Origin of the sequence: Mesorhizobium sp. J8, assembly GCF_016591715.1 — a bacterium.
In the GTDB taxonomy this organism is placed as follows: domain Bacteria; phylum Pseudomonadota; class Alphaproteobacteria; order Rhizobiales; family Rhizobiaceae; genus Mesorhizobium.
On the sequence record NZ_AP024109.1, the window covers coordinates 1,360,866 to 1,379,803 of the forward strand.

At 65.1% G+C, this 18,938-nt stretch carries 17 protein-coding genes; 10 read left to right on the forward strand and 7 right to left on the reverse strand.

The window, feature by feature from the left end:
* Positions 1–11: 11 nt before the first annotated feature.
* The 3 genes from MJ8_RS06255 to MJ8_RS06265 form a co-directional block, all read right to left on the reverse strand.
* Positions 12–782 carry a metallophosphoesterase gene (locus MJ8_RS06255; RefSeq protein ID WP_201413576.1) on the reverse strand — a complete coding sequence of 257 codons (771 nt, stop codon included), beginning with the start codon at positions 780–782 and terminating at the stop codon, positions 12–14.
* Between the two features lie 61 nt (positions 783–843).
* Entirely contained in the window at positions 844–1,980 is a 1,137-nt protein-coding gene (locus MJ8_RS06260; protein ID WP_201413577.1) for an alpha-hydroxy acid oxidase, read from the reverse strand.
* Positions 1,981–2,000: 20 nt separating this feature from the next.
* Entirely contained in the window at positions 2,001–2,804 is an 804-nt protein-coding gene (locus MJ8_RS06265) for an FCD domain-containing protein (RefSeq protein WP_201413578.1), read from the reverse strand.
* 256 nt (positions 2,805–3,060) lie between these two features.
* Between MJ8_RS06265 and MJ8_RS06270 the strand changes: the two genes are divergently transcribed.
* From MJ8_RS06270 to glcF, 4 genes are all read left to right on the forward strand, one after another.
* A complete protein-coding gene (locus MJ8_RS06270; protein WP_412177106.1) occupies positions 3,061–4,329 on the forward strand; it encodes a DUF3422 family protein in 1,269 nt (422 codons plus the stop codon).
* Positions 4,330–4,473: 144 nt separating this feature from the next.
* Positions 4,474–5,970, forward strand: coding sequence for an FAD-linked oxidase C-terminal domain-containing protein (locus tag MJ8_RS06275; protein WP_201413580.1), 1,497 nt, complete (start codon positions 4,474–4,476; stop codon positions 5,968–5,970).
* A gap of 422 nt (positions 5,971–6,392) precedes the next feature.
* Positions 6,393–7,598 (forward strand): FAD-binding protein, encoded by a 1,206-nt coding sequence (locus tag MJ8_RS06280; RefSeq protein ID WP_201413581.1) that lies wholly within the window; start codon positions 6,393–6,395, stop codon positions 7,596–7,598.
* Between the two features lie 9 nt (positions 7,599–7,607).
* Positions 7,608–8,933, forward strand: coding sequence for a glycolate oxidase subunit GlcF (gene glcF, locus MJ8_RS06285; RefSeq protein ID WP_201413582.1), 1,326 nt, complete (start codon positions 7,608–7,610; stop codon positions 8,931–8,933).
* Between the two features lie 151 nt (positions 8,934–9,084).
* On the opposite strand, the gene MJ8_RS06290 is transcribed toward glcF, so the two are convergent.
* Positions 9,085–10,005 (reverse strand): bifunctional 5,10-methylenetetrahydrofolate dehydrogenase/5,10-methenyltetrahydrofolate cyclohydrolase, encoded by a 921-nt coding sequence (locus MJ8_RS06290; protein WP_201413583.1) that lies wholly within the window; start codon positions 10,003–10,005, stop codon positions 9,085–9,087.
* Between the two features lie 366 nt (positions 10,006–10,371).
* Complete coding sequence (locus MJ8_RS06295; RefSeq protein WP_201413584.1) at positions 10,372–11,112, reverse strand: L,D-transpeptidase; 741 nt, start codon at positions 11,110–11,112, stop codon at positions 10,372–10,374.
* Between the two features lie 213 nt (positions 11,113–11,325).
* Here MJ8_RS06295 and MJ8_RS06300 point away from each other — a divergent pair, with 213 nt between their 5' ends.
* Complete coding sequence (locus tag MJ8_RS06300) at positions 11,326–11,964, forward strand: DNA-3-methyladenine glycosylase I (protein WP_201413585.1); 639 nt, start codon at positions 11,326–11,328, stop codon at positions 11,962–11,964.
* A gap of 126 nt (positions 11,965–12,090) precedes the next feature.
* On the opposite strand, the gene MJ8_RS06305 is transcribed toward MJ8_RS06300, so the two are convergent.
* Entirely contained in the window at positions 12,091–12,474 is a 384-nt protein-coding gene (locus tag MJ8_RS06305; RefSeq protein WP_201413586.1) for a hypothetical protein, read from the reverse strand.
* Positions 12,475–12,501: 27 nt separating this feature from the next.
* Positions 12,502–12,735 carry a hypothetical protein gene (locus MJ8_RS06310; RefSeq protein WP_225248152.1) on the reverse strand — a complete coding sequence of 78 codons (234 nt, stop codon included), beginning with the start codon at positions 12,733–12,735 and terminating at the stop codon, positions 12,502–12,504.
* A gap of 189 nt (positions 12,736–12,924) precedes the next feature.
* Between MJ8_RS06310 and hisS the strand changes: the two genes are divergently transcribed.
* The 5 genes from hisS to MJ8_RS06335 all read left to right on the forward strand — a co-directional run bounded on the left by hisS (position 12,925) and on the right by MJ8_RS06335 (position 18,906).
* Positions 12,925–14,430: a histidine--tRNA ligase gene (gene hisS / locus MJ8_RS06315; protein ID WP_201413588.1), complete on the forward strand. Its 1,506-nt coding sequence runs from the start codon at positions 12,925–12,927 to the stop codon at positions 14,428–14,430.
* Positions 14,431–14,608: 178 nt separating this feature from the next.
* On the forward strand, positions 14,609–15,727 hold the full coding sequence (locus MJ8_RS06320) for an ATP phosphoribosyltransferase regulatory subunit (protein WP_201413589.1): 1,119 nt from the start codon (positions 14,609–14,611) through the stop codon (positions 15,725–15,727).
* The gene (gene hisG, locus MJ8_RS06325) at positions 15,724–16,425 is read left to right on the forward strand and encodes an ATP phosphoribosyltransferase (RefSeq protein ID WP_201413590.1); all 702 of its coding nucleotides are present in this window, start codon (positions 15,724–15,726) and stop codon (positions 16,423–16,425) included. Before MJ8_RS06320 ends, hisG begins: the two co-directional genes overlap by 4 nt.
* 86 nt (positions 16,426–16,511) lie before the next feature.
* Complete coding sequence (locus MJ8_RS06330; RefSeq protein ID WP_201413591.1) at positions 16,512–18,272, forward strand: AMP-binding protein; 1,761 nt, start codon at positions 16,512–16,514, stop codon at positions 18,270–18,272.
* 10 nt (positions 18,273–18,282) lie between these two features.
* Positions 18,283–18,906, forward strand: coding sequence for a poly-gamma-glutamate hydrolase family protein (locus MJ8_RS06335; RefSeq protein ID WP_201413592.1), 624 nt, complete (start codon positions 18,283–18,285; stop codon positions 18,904–18,906).
* Positions 18,907–18,938 lie beyond the last annotated feature (32 nt).

Consider the following 18,938-nt stretch of genomic DNA (forward strand, 5'->3'; position numbering starts at 1 on the left):
CGGGACCGCGTCTAAAGCGCTTTGCCTTGGACGGTCAGGATGCGTTTGTCGCCGCCATTGACGGCGAGCGCGCTCAGCGTTCCCGATTTCCAGGCGAGCGTGTCGACATTGACGCGGTTGGCCATCACCTCGGCTTCCGGGACGGGCGTGTGCCCGTGCACGATCACCTTGGAAAAAAGCCCTGGATGGTCGTGGAAGGCGTCGCGGATCCAGATCAGGTCCTGCTGGTTCTGGCGGTCGAGCGGCACGCCCGGCCTTATCCCGGCATGGCAGAAGAAGAAGTCGCCGAAGGTCGCTGCAAACGTCAGAGAGCGCAGGAAGTCGACATGTGCTTGCGGCACAGCTTCGACCAATGCCGCATGTCCGCGCGCCAGCGCCTCGTCCGGCCTGCCGAACCAACCGCTGCCGGTCGAGAGCTTCACGCCGTATGACGCCGCGGTCTGGATCCCGCCATAGTTCATGAACAGCCCGTCCGGGTTCGGGTGGTCGAGAAAATCAAGGAAGCCGATATCGTGGTTGCCGGCAAGCATCAGGTTGCGCGCATCGCGCTTGCGCGCCTCGATCAGGAAGTCGATGACGCTTCTGGAGTCAGGACCGCGATCGACATAGTCGCCGAGATGGATGATGCGCCAGTCGGAGGCGGGCGCATATTCCAGTTCGCTCGCGATGCGCCGGTGCATGGCGGCGAGCAGGTCGTGGCGGCCATGCACGTCGCCGATCGCATAGAGACGCATGCCGTCCGGACCGCGCGCGTCGAGGCAATGGATGCCGGTTTCAGTCAAGGCGTACGTCTTTCCCGTGTGGTTCACCACGGGAAAGCTAGGGCGGATCAGTGAATAAGACCTAGCGTCGCAACTGGTCCTTGCCCATGTCGGTTACCAAACGCTTACCGCACAGTGCCATCGTGACATCCATTTCCTTGCGGATGATCTCGAGCGCCTTGGTGACGCCGTCCTTGCCCATCGCGCCGAGGCCATAGAGGAAGGGTCTGCCGATATAGGTGCCCTTGGCGCCAAGGCAGAGCGCCTTGAGCACATCCTGGCCGGAGCGGATGCCGCCATCCATATGGACTTCGATCCTGTCGCCGACCGCATCGGCGATCTCTTCCAGCACCGAGATCGACGAGGCGGCGCCGTCGAGCTGGCGCCCGCCGTGATTGGAGACCACGATCGCATCGGCGCCGGTCTCGACCGCCATCAACGCATCCTCCGTGTCGAGGATGCCCTTCAGGATCAGCTTGCCGCCCCAGCGCTCCTTGATCCAGGCGACATCCTTCCACGACAGCTGCGGATCGAACTGCTCCGCCGTCCAGGACGACAGCGAGGAGACGTCCCCCACGCCCTTGGCGTGTCCGACGATGTTGCGGAAGGTCCGGCGCGGCGTGCCGGCGATGCCCAGACACCAGCGCGGCTTCAGCGCCAGGTCGATGATGTTGGCAAGCGTCATTTTGGGCGGCGCCGAAAGCCCGTTGCGCACGTCCTTGTGGCGCTGCCCCAGGATCTGCAGATCGAGCGTCAGCACCAGCGCCGAACACTTTGCCGCCTTGGCGCGGTCGATCAGGTTGAGCACGAAATCCTTGTCGCGCAGCACGTAGAGCTGGAACCAGAACGGCTTCTTGGTCACGGAGGCGACATCCTCGATCGAGCAGATGCTCATGGTGGACAGCGTGAACGGCACGCCGAACTCTTCCGCCGCCTGCGCCGCCAGCATCTCGCCGTCGGCATGCTGCATGCCGGTCAGCCCGGTCGGCGCGAGCGCCACCGGCATCGCCACGGTCTGCCCGATCATGGTCGATTCCAGCGAGCGGTTGCTCATGTCGACCAGCACGCGCTGGCGGAATTTGATCTTGCCGAAATCCTCTTCGTTGGCCCGGTAGGTGCTCTCCGTCCAGGCGCCGGAATCGGCATAGTCGAAGAACATCTTCGGCACCCTGCGGCGTGCCAGGTCCTTGAGATCGGCGATGGTGAGGATGTCGCTCATGGTGGTCCCTGCTAGATTGCTTAGGAGCGTTTTCGTGTGGATGCGATGTCGCCGGCGTCCGAACGTTGCCTGAGGCGCAACCTGGACACACGCTGCCAGTCACCGCTGCGCTCGGCTTCCGCCATCGAGCGTTCGACATAGCTGATGTGGTCCATCGCCGCCTTGCGCGCCGCGATCGGGTCGCCGGCCCTGATCGCGTTATGGATTGACCGGTGCTGCTCGAGCAGCGCCTCGCGCGCCCCCGGCACGCCGAACACCAGAAGCCGGTTCTGGAACACGCCCTCCGACAGCAGCCGGTAGCAGGAGCGCAACGTGTGCAAGAGGATGATGTTGTGCGCGCATTCGCACACCGCATGGTGGAACTCGACGTCGATCTCCGCCTCGTCGTCGAAGTCTCCGGTCCGGTGCGCCTCGTCCATGCGCGCCATGATGCGGTCGAGCAGGGCGAGATCCTCCGGCGTCGCCCGGCGCGCCGCATACTCTGCCGCCACCGCCTCGACTTCGCGCCGGTATTCCAGATAGTCGGTCACCGCCTTGCGGTTCGTGGAGATAAGGTCCGTCACCGGCTTGGTGAAGAGTTGGCCGATCACGTCGGCGACATGCGTGCCGCCGCCGGCCTTGGTCGTCAGCAACCCGCGCGCCTCCAGCGCCTTCAGCGCGTCGCGCAGGATCGGCCGCGACACGTCGAACTGGCGCGCCAGCTCGCGCTCGCCGGGCAGCCGGTCGCCAGTGCGCAGCACGCCTTCGAGGATCAGGCTCTCTATCTGCTGCACCACCTCGTCGGCGGTGCGCGAATGCTCGATCCGGGAGAAAATGTCGCTCAAAGGGACGCCTGGGGAACGGAACGGAAGTAGCCCAGATTAAAGCTTCCGTCGCCAACTGGTCAAATTATTTATCCAATTCGCCCACGCCCAACCGCATCGCCTGCCGCGGCTCAACGTCCTTCGATGCCGATATTTGCTGTTTACGCGTCCCGCCGATTGCCGCAAGACGACGGAATTGCACGATGGGTCGAAACCAGGGGGACCAGCCGTGTCGGACGAGAAGCTCGAATTCCAGCCGCGCGCGCAGGGCAGCGTGATGGGCTTCCCGGCGCATGAGGGGCGACCTGGCGCGCTGGGCGAGGTCCATGCGCGCCCGCACCCGCTGATCGAAAAACCGCGCGTGCTCATCCAGCTTTCCTTCATGACCGAGGGCGGCGCCGCGGTCGACCATGCCGTGCTGGCCGAGCTGTCCCGGCGGCTCGGCATCGCCGCGCCCGAGCGCAATGCCCGCCACCATGCGATGAAATGGGGCAAGGGCACGCTGCGCTGGGAGCGGCATACGGAATTCTCGACCTATCTCTGGGAAGGGCCGCTGGCCGAGAACGGCCGGGCCCAGGAGGATTCGCCCTTCGGCAACGGCTTCTCGCCGCCCGGCACGGTGATTTCCGGCATCCGCCTCGAAATCCGCAAATGGACGCAGGCGAGCGAGAAGCTGATCGCCGGCTTCGATCCGACCAGCCTGTGCTATTCGCTGGTCGAGCGGGGCGCCGCCGCCATCATCACCGATTTCCGCCAGGACGGCGACGGCCTGACCCGCATGCTGGTGCTCGATCGCGGCCTGACGCCGGCCAGCACCGGCGCCTTGTCGCAGAGGCTGATCGATATCGAGACCTATCGCACGCTCGCCATGCTCGGCCTGCCGATGGCGTTGACGCTGTCCGGCCGCGCCCGCCGCATCGAGGACCGCCTGGCGCAGACCACGCTGGAAATGAAGGCGGTCGAGACCCGCGACAGCCAGACGCTGCTCGCCGATCTGACTGAGCTCGCCGCCGAACTCGAGGCCGACGCCGCGTCCAGCCTCTACCGTTTCGGCGCCAGCCGCGCCTATGACGGCATCGTCACCGAAAGACTCGAGGCGCTGGAAGAGGAGCCGGTGCAGGGTTACGACACCTGGGCCGGCTTCCTGCAGCGCCGCATGGCGCCGGCCATGCGCACCTGCCGCTCGGTCGAGGAGCGCCAGGCCAACCTGTCGCGCAAACTCACCCGCGCCACCACGCTGCTGCGCACCTGGGTCGATGTCGATGTCGAGAAGCAGAACCGTGACCTGCTCGCCTCGATGAACAACCGCGCCCGGCTGCAGCTGCGCCTGCAGCAGACCGTCGAAGGCCTGTCGGTGGCCGCCGTCTCCTATTATGTCGTCGGCCTCATCGGCTATGTCGCCAAGGGCGCCTCGGTCTTCGGTCACGCTTTCGCGCCCGAGGTCGTCACCGCGGCCTCCGTCCCGGTCGCCATCCTGCTCGTCTGGTGGGGCGTGCGCCGGGTGCGCAAGATGCATTCCGAGCCGGCGAAGCATCCGGGCGAGTAATCCTCTCCTGCATGGCGAAAGGCAGCGGCAGATTGCCGCTGCGGAAGCCTGGCGTCACGCTCACCGCCCGATGCGACCAAAGCAGCGTTTGCAACAAGACCGCCAGGCTGGTAAAAGATTTTGACCAGTCTAGCGAGATGACCGATGTCCGGCCTAGCCATGCCCAAGCCAGATGCCGAGACGATGCGCCGGCGCGCCGAGATCGTTGCCGACATGCGCATCATCGTGCCGGGCGAGGGGGTCGTCGACGCGGCCAATGAGATGCGCGCCTTCGAAAGCGACGGCTTGACCGCCTACCGGCAGCTGCCGCTGGTTGTGGTGCTGCCGGAAACGGTCGCCCAGGTTTCCCGCGTGCTGAAATACTGCAACGAGCGCAATATCCGCGTCGTGCCGCGCGGCTCCGGCACCTCGCTGTCGGGCGGCGCGCTGCCGCTGGAAGACGCGGTGCTGCTGGTCATGAGCCGCTTCAACCGCATCCTGGCGATCGATTACCCGAACCGCATCGTCGTTGCCCAGCCGGGCGTCACCAATCTAGGCATCACCACCGCCGTCGAGCAGGAGGGCTTTTACTACGCCCCCGATCCATCCTCCCAGATCGCCTGCTCGATCGGCGGCAATGTCGCGGAGAATTCCGGCGGCGTGCACTGCCTGAAATACGGGCTCACCGCCAACAATGTGCTGGGCGTCGAGATGGTGCTGATGAATGGCGAGGTGGTGCGGCTCGGCGGAGGCCATCTCGACCAGGAGGGCTACGACCTGCTCGGCGTGATGACCGGCTCGGAAGGCCTGCTCGGCGTCGTCACCGAGGTGACCGTCCGCATCCTGAAGAAGCCAGACACGGCGCGCGCACTGCTGATAGGCTTTCCGACCAGCGAGGAGGGCGGCCAATGCGTCGCCGACATTATCGGCGCCGGCATCATACCGGGCGGCATGGAGATGATGGATCGCCCGGCCATCCACGCGGCGGAGGATTTCGTCCATGCCGGCTATCCGCTCGATGTCGAGGCGCTCTTGATCGTCGAGCTCGACGGCCCGAGCGTCGAGGTCGACCACCTGATCGGCCTCGTCGAGGCGATCGCCTATCGCAACGGCTCCACCACTTGCCGCATCTCTCAGTCCGAGCAGGAGCGGCTGAGTTTCTGGGCCGGCCGAAAGGCGGCTTTCCCGGCCGTCGGGCGCATCTCGCCCGATTATTACTGCATGGACGGCACCATCCCGCGCAAGGAACTGCCCCGTGTGCTCGCCGGCATGCGTGATCTCTCGGAGAAATACGGCCTCGGCGTCGCCAATGTCTTCCACGCCGGCGATGGCAATCTGCACCCGCTTATCCTCTACGACGCCAATGTGCCGGGCGAGCTCGACAAGGCCGAAAGCTTCGGCGCCGACATATTGCGGCTTTGCGTCGAGGTCGGCGGCGTCCTGACCGGCGAGCACGGCGTCGGCGTGGAGAAGCGCGACTTGATGCCGGAGATGTTCAACCAGATCGACCTCGACCAGCAGATGCGCGTCAAATGCGCCTTCGACCCTAACCACCTGCTCAACCCGGGAAAAGTGTTTCCGCAACTGCGCCGGTGCGCGGAGCTTGGGAGGATGCACGTGCATCGCGGGCAGATGGCGTTTCCGGATATTCCGAGGTTTTGAGATGGGCCGCTTGGCAGGACCGGCACAGTGGGCAAATCGCCCGGTGCCCTGGAAGCAGCGGGTAGTCGAAAGGCGGGTGGCGATCGAGCGGCAGCGAAATCTACCCGCATTCCCGCTCGTTTCACCGCCAGCGATACGTCGGCGCATGGCGTTGCTCTGGGCAGTTGAGGATTTCTACAAGGATGGCCTTTGGGTCGGTCGCCGGAATTGGCCGCCATACACAGAAGATATGCGCTGGCTAGTGGGACGCGGATACCTCCAGTTGAAGCGCGAGCGTGATGGCCCCAGACATGGCTGGAATTTGCTACGTATTACCCAAGACGGCCGCCTCAAGCTTCAAAGCTACGAACCTCCTGACAGAGACAAGATTTGGGTGTTCGCGGCCCTGGTTCATGCGGTCCTCAAATGATTGCCAGCCAGATATGACCACCTTCACCCCATCCTCTTCCGCCGAAGTCCTCTCCACCATCCAATGGGTGGTGGCCGAGGAAACGCCGCTCGAAATCGTCGGCCACGGCTCCAAACGCGGCATCGGCCGTCCGCTGCAGACCGAGCATACGCTCGACCTGTCGAAGCTCACCGGCGTTACCCTATACGAGCCGGCCGAACTGGTCCTGTCGGCTAAAGCTGGCACCCCTCTCGCGGACCTGGAAAAGCTGCTCGCCGAAAACGGCCAGCAATTCGCCTTCGAACCCATGGATTACGGCCCTCTGCTCGGCGGCGAACCAGGCAAGGGCACCATCAGTGGCGTGCTGGCTTCGAACCTCTCCGGCCCGCGTCGTCTCAAGGCGGGGGCCGCGCGCGACCATATCCTCGGCGTCGCCGCCGTCTCTGGCCGTGGCGAGGCCTTCAAGTCGGGCGGCCGCGTGGTCAAGAACGTGACCGGCTATGATCTTTCCAAGCTGATGGCGAACAGTTGGGGCACGCTGGCCGTGCTCACCGACGTCACCTTCAAGGTGCTGCCGGCGGCCGAAACCGAGGTGACGCTCGCCATCCGCGGCCTGCTCGACGATGCGGCGGTCACCGCCATGGCGCTGGCGCTGGGCTCCAGCGCCGAGGTATCGAGCGCCGCGCATCTGCCGGAGCGCATCGCCGCGAAGGTCGCCGGCGGCAGGCATGGCAGCGATGCAGCCACGCTGCTGCGCGTCGAGGGATTTGGTCCTTCGGTCGTCTATCGCATCGAAGCGCTTAAGCGACTGCTCGGCAAGGCCGGACCGTTGGAAGAGATCGCCGGCGAGGCGTCGGAAGCGATCTGGCGCGACATCCGAGACTGCGTTCCCTTCGCCGATGGCGGCGCGCGGCCGGTCTGGCGCGTCTCGATGGCGCCGTCGCAGGCGCATCATATGGTGATGGCGCTGCGCATGCAGGCGGCCGTTGACGCCTTCTATGACTGGCAGGGAGGTCTGGTGTGGCTCTCGATGCGCGAGGACGATCCGGAGGCTGATTTGCTGCGCGGCTTGATCCGCAAATATGGCGGCGGGCACGCGACGCTGGTGCGCGCCTCCGCCCCGCAGCGCGCGGTGTTGCCGGTGTTCGAACCGCAACCGCCGCATTTGGCGGCGCTCTCGGCCCGGCTCAAGGCGGAGTTCGATCCCAAGCAGATTCTCAATCCCGGCCGCATGGGTTAGGACCGCGACATGCAGACCAATTTCTCAGCCGCGCAGCTCGCCGACCCGCATGTCGCGGAATCGGAAAAGATCCTGCGCAAATGCGTGCATTGCGGCTTCTGCACCGCCACCTGCCCCACCTATGTGACGCTCGGCAATGAGCTGGATTCGCCGCGCGGCCGCATCTACCTCATCAAGGATATGTTGGAGAACGGCCGGCCCGCCGACAAGGAAATCGTCACCCACATCGACCGCTGCCTCTCCTGCCTCGCCTGCATGACGACATGCCCCTCGGGCGTGAACTACATGCATCTGGTCGACCATGCCCGCGCTCATATCCAGGAGACCTATAAGCGTCCGCTGATCGACCGGCTGACCCGTACCGTGTTGGCTGCCGTGCTGCCTTACCCATCCCGCTTCCGCGCCGCGCTGAAGCTTGCCGGGCTGGGCCGGCCGTTCATCGGCTTGTTCGAGAAATTGCCGGTGTTGAAGCCGGTCGCGGCGATGCTGAAGCTCGCGCCGTCCGCGATCCCGCCGGTATCGCCGATGGCGAAACCGGGGACGCATGCCGGGCAGGGGGCAAAACGGGGCCGCGTCGCCATCCTGACCGGCTGCGCGCAGTCCGTTCTCGATCCGGCCATCAACGAAACCACCATCTCCCTGCTGACGAGGCTCGGCGTCGAGGTCGTGGTGCCGGAAGGTGAGGGCTGCTGCGGCGCGCTTGTTCACCACATGGGCCGCGAGGATCAGGCCCTTGCCTTGGCCAGGCGGAATGTCGACGCCTGGACGCGCGCCATAGACCGGGGTGGGCTCGACGCCATCATCATCACCGCCTCCGGCTGCGGCACGACCATCAAGGATTACGGCTTCATGTTGCGCCTCGATCCGGCCTATGCGGAAAAGGCCGCGCGCGTCTCGGCGCTGGCCAAGGACGTCACCGAATACCTCGCCGTGCTCGACCTTCCCGAGCCGGTGCGCGAGCCGGGCACGGTCGTCGCCTATCATTCCGCTTGCTCCATGCAGCATGGCCAGAAGATCACGCGCCAGCCGAAGGAGCTTCTCGCCAGGGCTGGCTTTGTCGTGCGTGAGCCGCGCGAGGGGCATCTGTGCTGCGGCTCGGCCGGCACCTACAACATCCTGCAGCCCGAAATCTCCGCCAAGTTGCGCGACCGCAAGGTGAAGAACATCGAGGCGACCGGGGCCGAAATCGTCGCCACCGGCAATATCGGCTGCATCACGCAGATTGCGTCCGCGGCGAAACTGCCGGTGGTGCATACGATAAAACTGCTCGACTGGGCCTATGGTGGCCCAAAGCCTGAGGGTGTTTCTGAGCGAGGGCTTGCGGCGGCGGAGTAATCCTCGTCGCCGGCGCCCCCTCATCCGGCCGCTTCGCGGCCACCTTCTCCCCGCGGGGAGAAGAGGTTGGCGCTGGCGCTGGGAGTCTCCTCTCCCCTCGGGGAGAGGTCAGCCGAGCGAAGCGGAGGCTGGGTGAGGGGGAATGCCGCGCTTACTCCGCTGCGAGTTGATCCGGCACGCCATAGGTCGCGCGGTAGAGCGCGCGCTGGCGGTTGAGCGCCACCATCGTGTTGCGCAACAGGATCGCGACCGTCAGCGGGCCGACGCCACCCGGCACCGGCGTGATCCAGGACGCCACTTCCTTGACGCTGTCGGTGTCGACGTCGCCGACGATATGGGTTTCGCCGTCGGGTCCGACCTCGGAATTGATGCCGATGTCGATGACGGCAGCGCCCGGCTTTACCATGTTGGCCTTGATCAGCCTGGGCTTGCCGACGGCGACGAACAGTGCGTCCGCGCGCCGCGCATGCGCCGCCACCGAGCGCGTCATGTGGTGGCAGACCGTCACCGTCGCGCCTTCGCTCATGAGCAGGAAGGCGATCGGTTTGCCGACGATCTCGGAATGGCCAACGACGACCACTTCGAGCCCCTGGAGCTCGAGGCCGGTTTCCTTGAGCAACTCGACCGAGGCCGCCGCCGTGCAGGGCGCCAGGTCGAGCTGGTTGTAGACGATATTGCCGATCGAAGCCGGATGCATGCCCTCGACATCCTTCAGCGGATGCACCGCCGCCTGCAGCGTCTTGATCGGGATATGCGCCGGCACCGGGCGTTGGATGATGATGCCGGTGACGCGCGGGTCGGCGTTGAGGCCGTGGATCGCCGCTTCCAGCTCGCCGGCGGTTATGTCGGCGGCGAAACGCCGCTCCTCGAAGCCGATGCCCGCAAGCCCGGCCTTGGCGCGCTGGTTGCGGACATAGACGTCGACCGCTTCGGTATCGCCGACGGTGATCGAGACCAGCTTCGGCGGAAAACCTTCAGCCGTGGCGATCGCCGCGTCTTCGCGCACCGAAGCGATGATGCGCTGGGCGACCGGGCCACCTTTCAGGTAGCGGCTGTCGTCGGTCCGGGTCATGGTTGGCACCTCTGACTTCTAAGGCAATTCAAGGACAAGGGCTTAAGCGGCGTTGCGTCCAGAATTGCGTGTGTATCAAGATTTGTGCACTGCAATAGCAGAGGCACGGCCGGAAATCAGCCCCGAAAGCGAATCCGCCTGCGTTCGGAGCGACTTGCCGCGCCCGCGTCAAAGGAAAACGCAAAAACGAAAAGGGCAGCGCGGTCGCCCGCGCTGCCCTTTTGTGACCGGCCGTATCCCCACACGGCCCGTCCCCCGTAAACTCTGTCACCGGTTTAAGCACATCCCGCGGGATCGCACTATGACTTGGCGGCAACAGCAGCGGAAGAAAAGCGCTGCGCCGTCTAACCGGCTGATTCGCTGCGACTATATCACCTCGACCGTGGTTCCGACATTCACGCGCTCGTAAAGATCGACGACGTCCTCATTGCGCATGCGGATGCAGCCGGAAGACACCGCGCCGCCGATCGTCCAGGGCTGGTTGGTGCCGTGGATGCGGTATTCTGTGGTGCCGAGATAGAGCGCGCGCGCCCCGAGCGGGTTCTCGATGCCGCCGGCGAGATAGGTCGGCAGGTAACGGCCTTTGGCCGCCTCGCGCTTGATCATCTCCGCCGGCGGGCGCCAGTCCGGCCACTCGCGCTTGTTGGTGATCTTGTGTGTGCCCGACCATTCGAAGCCCGGCTTGCCGGTGCCGACGCCGTAACGCCGCGCCTTGCCGTTCTTCTCGACCAGATAGAGGAAATTCTGGTGCGTATCGATGACGATGGTGCCCGGCTTCGCCGGTCCGTCATAGGCGACTTCCTGCGGCAGGTAGATCGGGTTGATCTGCGGCCGCATCACCATGCGCCTGGCCGGCTGCTGCACGGTTGCCGTCTTCTGCCGATCGGGCTGCGCCTGGAACAGGCGCTGCAGCGGCTGCTGCGTTGCCTGCCGGGTTGGGCGCACGATGCCTGGCGCATGGCCAAGCTGCAGCACCCAGGGCGCCGAAAGGTCGGGGCTCACCATGACCGGCGGCATGTCGGCATAGCGGTCATTGGCAAGCGAGGTCGTGGTGCCGGCGGCAAGGATCGCCGCTGCACCGAGCAGGGAACAAAACGCTGTCTTCATCGGAACGCACCTTGATCGAACTCATCCGGGGCGGAGAAGGTGCCCTCGGTTTCGCGATCCTTGGCGCTAAGCGGCAAGCAAAACATGAATCGGAATGCGTAAAATGCTCGCTTGCCAGTAAACCTTTTGGTGTGGTTACCGGCCGGTTCAGGAATCTGGTAAAGCCACGGTAAAGCTGCGCTGAAGCGCATTAACGAATGGATTTTGCAAGCGATGGCGACTGAAAATGCCGGTATTCTCGACGGCCCCGACGGCAAGGCGCGCTGCTTCTGGCACGGCAACCTGCCGGACTATCTCCATTACCACGACCGTGAATGGGGCCGGCCGGTAACGGACGATCGCCGGCTGTTCGAGAAGATCTGCCTGGAAGGGTTCCAATCCGGGCTGTCGTGGCTGACCATCCTGCGCAAGCGCGAGAATTTCCGCGAGGCCTTCGCCGGCTTCGACTTCGACAAGGTGGCGCGCTTCACCGAGGAAGATGTCGAGCGCCTGCTCGGCAATGCCGGCATCATCCGGCATCGCGGCAAGATCGTCTCGACCATCAACAACGCCAAACGCGCCCGCGAGATGGCCGACGAATTCGGCTCGCTGGCCGCCTGGTTCTGGAAGTTCGAGCCGGGGCCGGACGAGCGTCCCGAAATCGTCGACCTCGCGCATCTGCGCGCCAATCCGACGACGGCGGTGTCGGTCAGGATCTCGAAGGAGTTGAAGAAGCGAGGCTGGAGCTTTGTCGGCCCGACCACGGTTTATGCCTTCATGCAGGCGATGGGCCTGGTCAACGACCATCTCGAAGGCTGCTACTGCCGCGCCGAGGTGGAGAACGAGCGCAAGAAGCTGAAGCGGCCGAAGTAGCGGTACCTCTACCTCCCCCTTGTGGGGAGGTCGCGCCGAAGGCGCGAGTGGGGGTAGAAAGAGTCTTCTCCAGACCCCACCCCGACGCTGTGCGTCGACCCTCCCCACAAGGGGGAGGGTAAGCTCTTACTTCTCGAACCTGCCCTTATGGCCGCTGCCATTGATGTCCCAGACCAGCCTGGAGCCGGACACCGTGAGCACCAGTCCGCTGAAGCCGCGATCGTCGGGCGTATGGTGCGTGGATGCGGAGCCGCGGCCGGCCGGGATGACCTCGACGGTCGAGCCCTTCCTCACCCAGCAGCCCTTGCCGTACTGGTCGTTGGCGCCATAGGCGAGCGCGAATTCGAAGCTGCCGTCTTTCTTCAACAGCAGCTCGGAACCGACTTCCATGACGCCGTTGAGGTAATAGTGGCCGACCAGGCGGGCATCGCCCGGCTGGCATGCGTTGGCGGCAACGGGCATGCCACAGAAAAGCGCGCCGGCAAGCGCGCCCGCAAATCGCAACCGCATGATGATCCCCCGATCGTTGGATGAAAGTCACACGCTCCCGGCGCCGGCCAGGAACAGCCCGGCAATGATCGCCGCCACGGCTGCGAAGGCCGGATAGATCACCAGCAGCCCGGTCACCAGTGCGTCGCGCATGGTCGGCTTGCGCGCCTCGGCCGCAACCTCGAACGGCCCGGCCGGCTGCTGCGCCGGCTTGAGCGCGAAACCGCCGGCAGGCCTCAGCCTGGTGGTGGGCTTGCCGCTCTCGATGCTATCTTCAGCCATCACCATGGCCCCGAACCCCTTGTTTCGGCGCGCTTTATGGTCGCGGATTGTGTCGGCAGCATGCCGCACCGATGGCGGAATTGTTTCGTTTTGGTGTGGTTTTGTTTCAGGCGCCCACCCTTGCCGCTCCAAGCGGCATCGTTTAGGAAACGCCCGCTCGAAGTAAGTCACCGCTGACTGGAAACCTCCATGGCCGACAAACCGGAAAAGACGAAAGCGCGTTTGCCGCGCGGTTTTGCCGACCGCAGCGCCGAAGACATCCGCGCCGTCGAGAAGATGATGGCGACCATCCGCTCGGTCTATGAGCTTTACGGCTTCGAGCCGGTCGACCAGCCGATGATCGAATACACCGATGCTTTGGGCAAATTCTTGCCCGACCAGGACCGGCCGAACGAAGGCGTGTTCTCCTTCCAGGATGACGACGACCAGTGGCTGTCGCTGCGCTACGACCTGACCGCCCCGACGGCGCGTTTCGTCGCCGAAAACTTCGACAAGCTGCCGAAGCCTTATCGCAGCTACCGCTCCGGCTGGGTGTTCCGCAACGAGAAGCCCGGCCCTGGCCGCTTCCGCCAGTTCATGCAGTTCGACGCCGACACGATCGGCACGCCGGGCGTCGCCGCCGACGCCGAGATGGCGATGATGATGGCCGACGTCATGGAGGCGCTCGGCATCAAGCGCGGCGACTATGTCATCCGCGTCAACAACCGCAAGGTGCTCGACGGCGTGCTGGAGGCCATCGGCCTTGGCGGCGACGAAAATGCCGGCCGGCGTCTGACGGTTCTGCGCGCCATCGACAAGCTCGACAAGCTCGGGCCGGAAGGCGTCAGGCTTCTGCTCGGTCCCGGACGCTGGGACGGCGGCAAGGAAGGCGAGGGCGACTTCGCCAAGGGCGCTGGGTTGAACGACACCCAAGCCGAGGCGGTTCTTTTGGCAACGGCAAGGAACGGGCAGGCCGCGCAGGACGCAAGCGTCAGTGCCAACGCTGTCTATCAGGAAGGCGTAGGCGAACTTGCAACGATCGAGGCGCTGGTTAGAGCCGCTGGCTACGGCGAAGACCGCATCGTGATGGATCGCTCCGTCGTGCGCGGCCTCGAATATTACACAGGTCCTGTTTTCGAGGCCGAACTGCTGGCCGAGATCCCCAACGACGAGGGCCAGATCGTGCGCTTCGGCTCTGTCGGCGGCGGCGGCCGTTATGACGGGCTGGTCTCGCGCTTCCGCGGCGAGCCGGTGCCGGCGACGGGCTTCTCCATCGGCGTCTCCCGGCTGATGACGGCCCTGAAGAACCTCGGCAAGCTCGATACCTCCGATGTCGTCGCGCCGGTCGTGGTTCTCGTCATGGACAAGGATACGGAAAGCCTTGGCCGCTACCAGAAGATGGTCGCCGACCTTCGCGCCGCCGGCATCCGCGCCGAAATGTATCTTGGCGGCGCGGGCATGAAGGCGCAGCTCAAATATGCCGACCGCCGCGGCAGCCCGGTCGCCGTCATCCAGGGCGGCGACGAGCGCGCCAGGGGCGAGGTCCAGATCAAGGACCTGATCGAAGGCGCCCGCCTGTCGGCCGAGATCACCGACAATGCCGAATGGCGCGCCGCGCGCCCGGCGCAGGTGACGGTGGCGGAGGGTGAGCTGGTTGGCGAGGTGAAGAAGATACTCGCGGCGCAGGCTGCCGATCGCGCGAAGGGTGGCGCTTGAACACCCCCCTCTGTCCTGCCGGACATCTCCCCCGCAAGGGGGGAGATTGGATGTCGCGCACGCTTTCGCTAATCCCCAGCGTTGGAGAATGGGCGCCGAGCCCGAAACTGCTGATCTCCCCCCTTGCGGGGGAGATGGCCGGCAGGCCAGAGGGGGGTGCCTCGCGCCCAACCTGTCCATGACCACCCGCCCCGCCATCGCCGCCGACATCGCAAAACTCTTCGCCGTCCGCGACACCCACGCGGTCGAGGTCGCAGTCCTACAGCCAGCCGATCCGTTCCTCGACATGGCGGGTGAGGATCTGCGCCGCCGCATTTTCCTGACCGAAAGCGAGACCGGCAAGACGCTGTGCCTCAGGCCCGAATTCACCATTCCCGTCTGCCTCGACCACATCGCCAGCCAGGCCGGCACGCCGCGCCGCTATTCCTATCTGGGCGAAGTGTTCCGCCAGCGCCGCGACGGCGGCAACGAGTTCTTCCAGGCCGGCATCGAGGATCTCGGCGATCGCGATACGGCCGCCGCCGATGCCCGCTCGCTGGCCGACGCGCATGCGCTGCTTTCTCTGGTGCTGCCAGGCAAGGCGCTGGCGATTACGCTTGGCGACCAGACCCTGTTCGAGGCGGTGCTGGCGGCGCTGGGCTTGCCGCGCGGCTGGCGCATGCGCCTTGCCCGCGCCTTCGGTTCGGCGCCGATGCTGGAGGCCGCCCTTGCCGATCTCGCCAATCCGCCACGCAACAGCCAGCTCTCCGGTCCCGTCGCCTTCCTGGTGCTCGACGCCGATCAGGAAGGTCTCGCCGCGCACATTGCCGAACGCATGGAGGAGGCCGGGCTGTCGGCTTCCGGCGGCCGCGCGCCGGCCGATATCGCGCGCCGGCTGATCGAGAAAGCGCAGCTGCGCAGCGTGCGCCTGTCCGACGAGGCTTTCTCGGCGTTGAAGGGCTTTCTCGAGATCGACGTCCCGCTCGGCGACGCGACCGCGGCGCTGGAAAAATTCGCCGCCGATGCCGGCCTGTCGCTGGGGCCGGCGCTGGAGAACTTCGCCGCCCGCGCCAAAGCGATCGAGGCGCATGGCCTGCCGATGGCGCACATCCGTTACGATGCCGCCTTCGGCCGCCCGCTGGATTACTACACCGGCCTCGTCTTCGAGATCGCGTCGGCGGATGGCGATCGGCCGCTGGCCGGCGGCGGCCGCTACGACCGCTTGCTGACGCTGCTGGGGGCAAAGAAGCCGATTCCCGGCGTCGGCTTCTCGGTCTGGCTCGACCGTATCGAAGCCTTGCGGGAGAACGCCAAATGATCACGCTGGCGATCCCGTCCAAGGGCCGACTCAAGGAACAGTCCCTCGAGGTGCTGGCCAAGGCCGGCCTGGCCGTCACCTTGCCCGAGGACGACCGCAAATACCGTGCCCGCATCGACGGCCTCGACAATGTCGAGGTGGCCTTCCTGTCCGCATCCGAGATCGCCGGCGAGATCGGCCAGGGCGCGGTCGATCTCGGCATCACCGGCGAGGACCTTTTGCGCGAGAACCTCGCCGACTGGGAAGCGCGCGCCGAGATCGTCGCCCGGCTCGGCTTCGGCCATGCCGATGTCGTGGTCGCCGTGCCGGACATCTGGCTCGATGTCGAGAGCATGGCCGACCTCGACGACGTCGCCGCCGATTTCCGCCAGCGCCATGGCCGGCGGCTCAGGATCGCCACCAAATACTGGCGGCTGACGCAGCAATTCTTTTCGCTCAAGCACGGTATCCAGGTCTATCGCATCGTCGAAAGCCTCGGCGCCACCGAAGGCGCGCCGGCCGCCGGCCTTGCGGACGTCATCGTCGACATCACCACCACCGGCTCGACGCTGCGCGCCAACCACCTCAAGGTGCTGGGCGACGGCACGATCCTGAAGTCGCAGGCCTGTCTGGTGGCGTCGAAGAAGCGGCGCGATGCGGCCGATGAAGCGGTCTTGCGCGACATCGCCGTAAAGATGAGCGTCCTCCCTCCTCCCTGAGAGGCCTCAAGAAGAGGGGGACCTTTGACGGATTTCCACCATCCCCATCGGCTGATAGGCTGGCCTATCCCGGGAGGAGAACGGCGATGGCGATCAAACTCGACGAGCTCATGAACGCCACCAATCTGCGCAAAACGCGCAACAGCTTCATTGCTCCGGTTGGCGGCAAGGCGCATGTATCGGGCGACCGGTCGGTGCCTCTGCTCGACAAGACCATTCCGGAGCTGTTTTCCGATACGGTGAGCAGATACGCCACGCTCGACGCCGCAGTCTTCGTTGGGCAGGACAAGCGCTTCACCTGGAGCGAGCTGTCGGATGCTGTGGACGCGTTGGGCGCAGGTTTTCTGGCGCTGGGGCTGGAAAAAGGCGACCGCGTCGGCATCTGGTCGCCGAACCGCTGGGAATGGCTGGTGACGCAGTTCGCCACCGCGCGCATCGGCCTGATCCTCGTCAACATCAACCCGGCCTATCGGCTGACCGAGCTGGAATACGCGCTGAACAAAGTGGGCTGCAAGGCGCTGGTCACGGCCGCCCAGTTCAAAACCTCCGACTATCTCGGCATGATCGAGACGCTGGCGCCGGAGATCGCCGCGGCGGAGCCCGGCAAGCTCAAGGCCAAGAAACTGCCGGCGCTGGAGATCGTCATCCGCATGGGCGACGACAACTCGCCCGGCATGTTCAATTTCGGCGATGTGTTGGCCATGGCCGGCCGCGACGAGCACGACAGCCTCGATCGCATCTCGGAGAGCCTGAAGCCGGGCGAGGCCATCAACATCCAGTTCACCAGCGGTACGACCGGCGCGCCGAAGGGCGCGACCCTGACGCATTCCAACATCGTCAACAACGGCAATTTCGTCACCTCGTCCATAAAACTCACCGTCGACGACCGGCTCTGCATCCCGGTCCCGCTCTACCACTGCTTCGGCATGTCGATGGGCACGATGGGCTGCGTGTCGAAAGGCGCGACCATGGTTTTCCCCGGCGAGGGCTTCGATGCCGGCGCGACGCTGAAAGCGGTCGCGCAGGAGCGCTGCACCGGGCTTTACGGCGTGCCGACAATGTTCGTCGCCATGCTCGATCACGCCGATTTTGCGAACTTCGATCTCTCCAGCCTGCGCACCGGCATCATGGCCGGCTCACCTTGCCCGATCGAGGTGATGAAGAAGGTGGTGTCCCTGATGCATATGTCTGAGGTGACCATCGCCTACGGCATGACCGAGACCAGCCCGGTCTCCTTCCAGAGCAGTGTCGACGATCCGCTGGAAAAGCGCGTCTCCACCGTCGGCCGCATCCATCCGCATGTCGAGGTGAAGGCGATCGCCGCCGACGGCGCCATCGTCGCGGTCGGCGAGCCGGGCGAGCTCTGCACGCGCGGCTATTCGGTGATGAAGGGCTATTGGGACGACGCCGAAAAGACCCGCGAGGCGATCGACGCCGACGGCTGGATGCACACCGGCGACCTCGCGACCATCGACGCCGAGGGCTATTGCAACATTGTCGGCCGGGTGAAGGACATGGTCATCCGCGGCGGCGAGAACGTCTATCCGCGCGAGGTCGAGGAATTCCTGTATCGCCATCCCAAGATCAAGGAAGTGCAGGTTTTCGGCATTCCCGACGACAAATATGGCGAGGAGCTCTGCGCCTGGATCGTGCTGAAGCCCAACCAGATCGCCACCGAGCAGGAGGTCAAGGCCTTCTGCGCCGGTCAGATCGCGCACTACAAGGTGCCGCGCTACATCCGCTTCCGCACCGAGCTGCCGATGACGGTGACCGGCAAGCCGCAGAAATTCCTGATGCGCGCGGCGATGGTGGAGGAACTGGGGCTGGTGGCGCAGAAGACGGCGTGAAGCGGCATTTATGGACAACGAGTTTCCCAATTTCGCGGCGCTGAGAGCCGCCAAGATCGAAGGCATAGATTATCGCATAGTCGTCCGGCGCGGCGCGCGAACCGGCGGCGCGATCGTCATCGCCCCGCATGGCGGCAAGATCGAACCCCGGACCTCCCTGATCGCCGAGACGATAGCCGGGGGCGATCTCGACGTGTATTGCTTCGAAGGGCTGATGCCGGAGAGCAACCGGGAGCTGCACATAACGTCCAGGAACTTCGACGAGGAAGCCGCGCTGGACCTGTTGCGGACGAAGTCCACCGTCGTCGCCATCCACGGCCGACAGGATCGCGACGATCTTGCGACAACCTACCTAGGCGGCAAGGACGCCGCTTTGGTTTCCGAGATAGCCTGGCGTCTGCGGGAAGCTGGCTTCCAGACGCAAAAGGACAACCATCCTTTTCCAGGCATCCAGGATTCGAACATCGTCAACCGAGGAGCGACGGGGAAGGGAGCGCAACTGGAAGTACCCTTCTCGCTGCGCCGCCGACTGGGGAACGAGCCGGAACTTCTGGAAAGATTCTGCGGGGCGGTTCGCAAGGCCATCGACATAGTCGACGCCAGAAATGGTGCCCGGTCCTCGGTCGTGTTTTGAACGGTGCTAGAGCATGATCCCGAAAAGTGGGA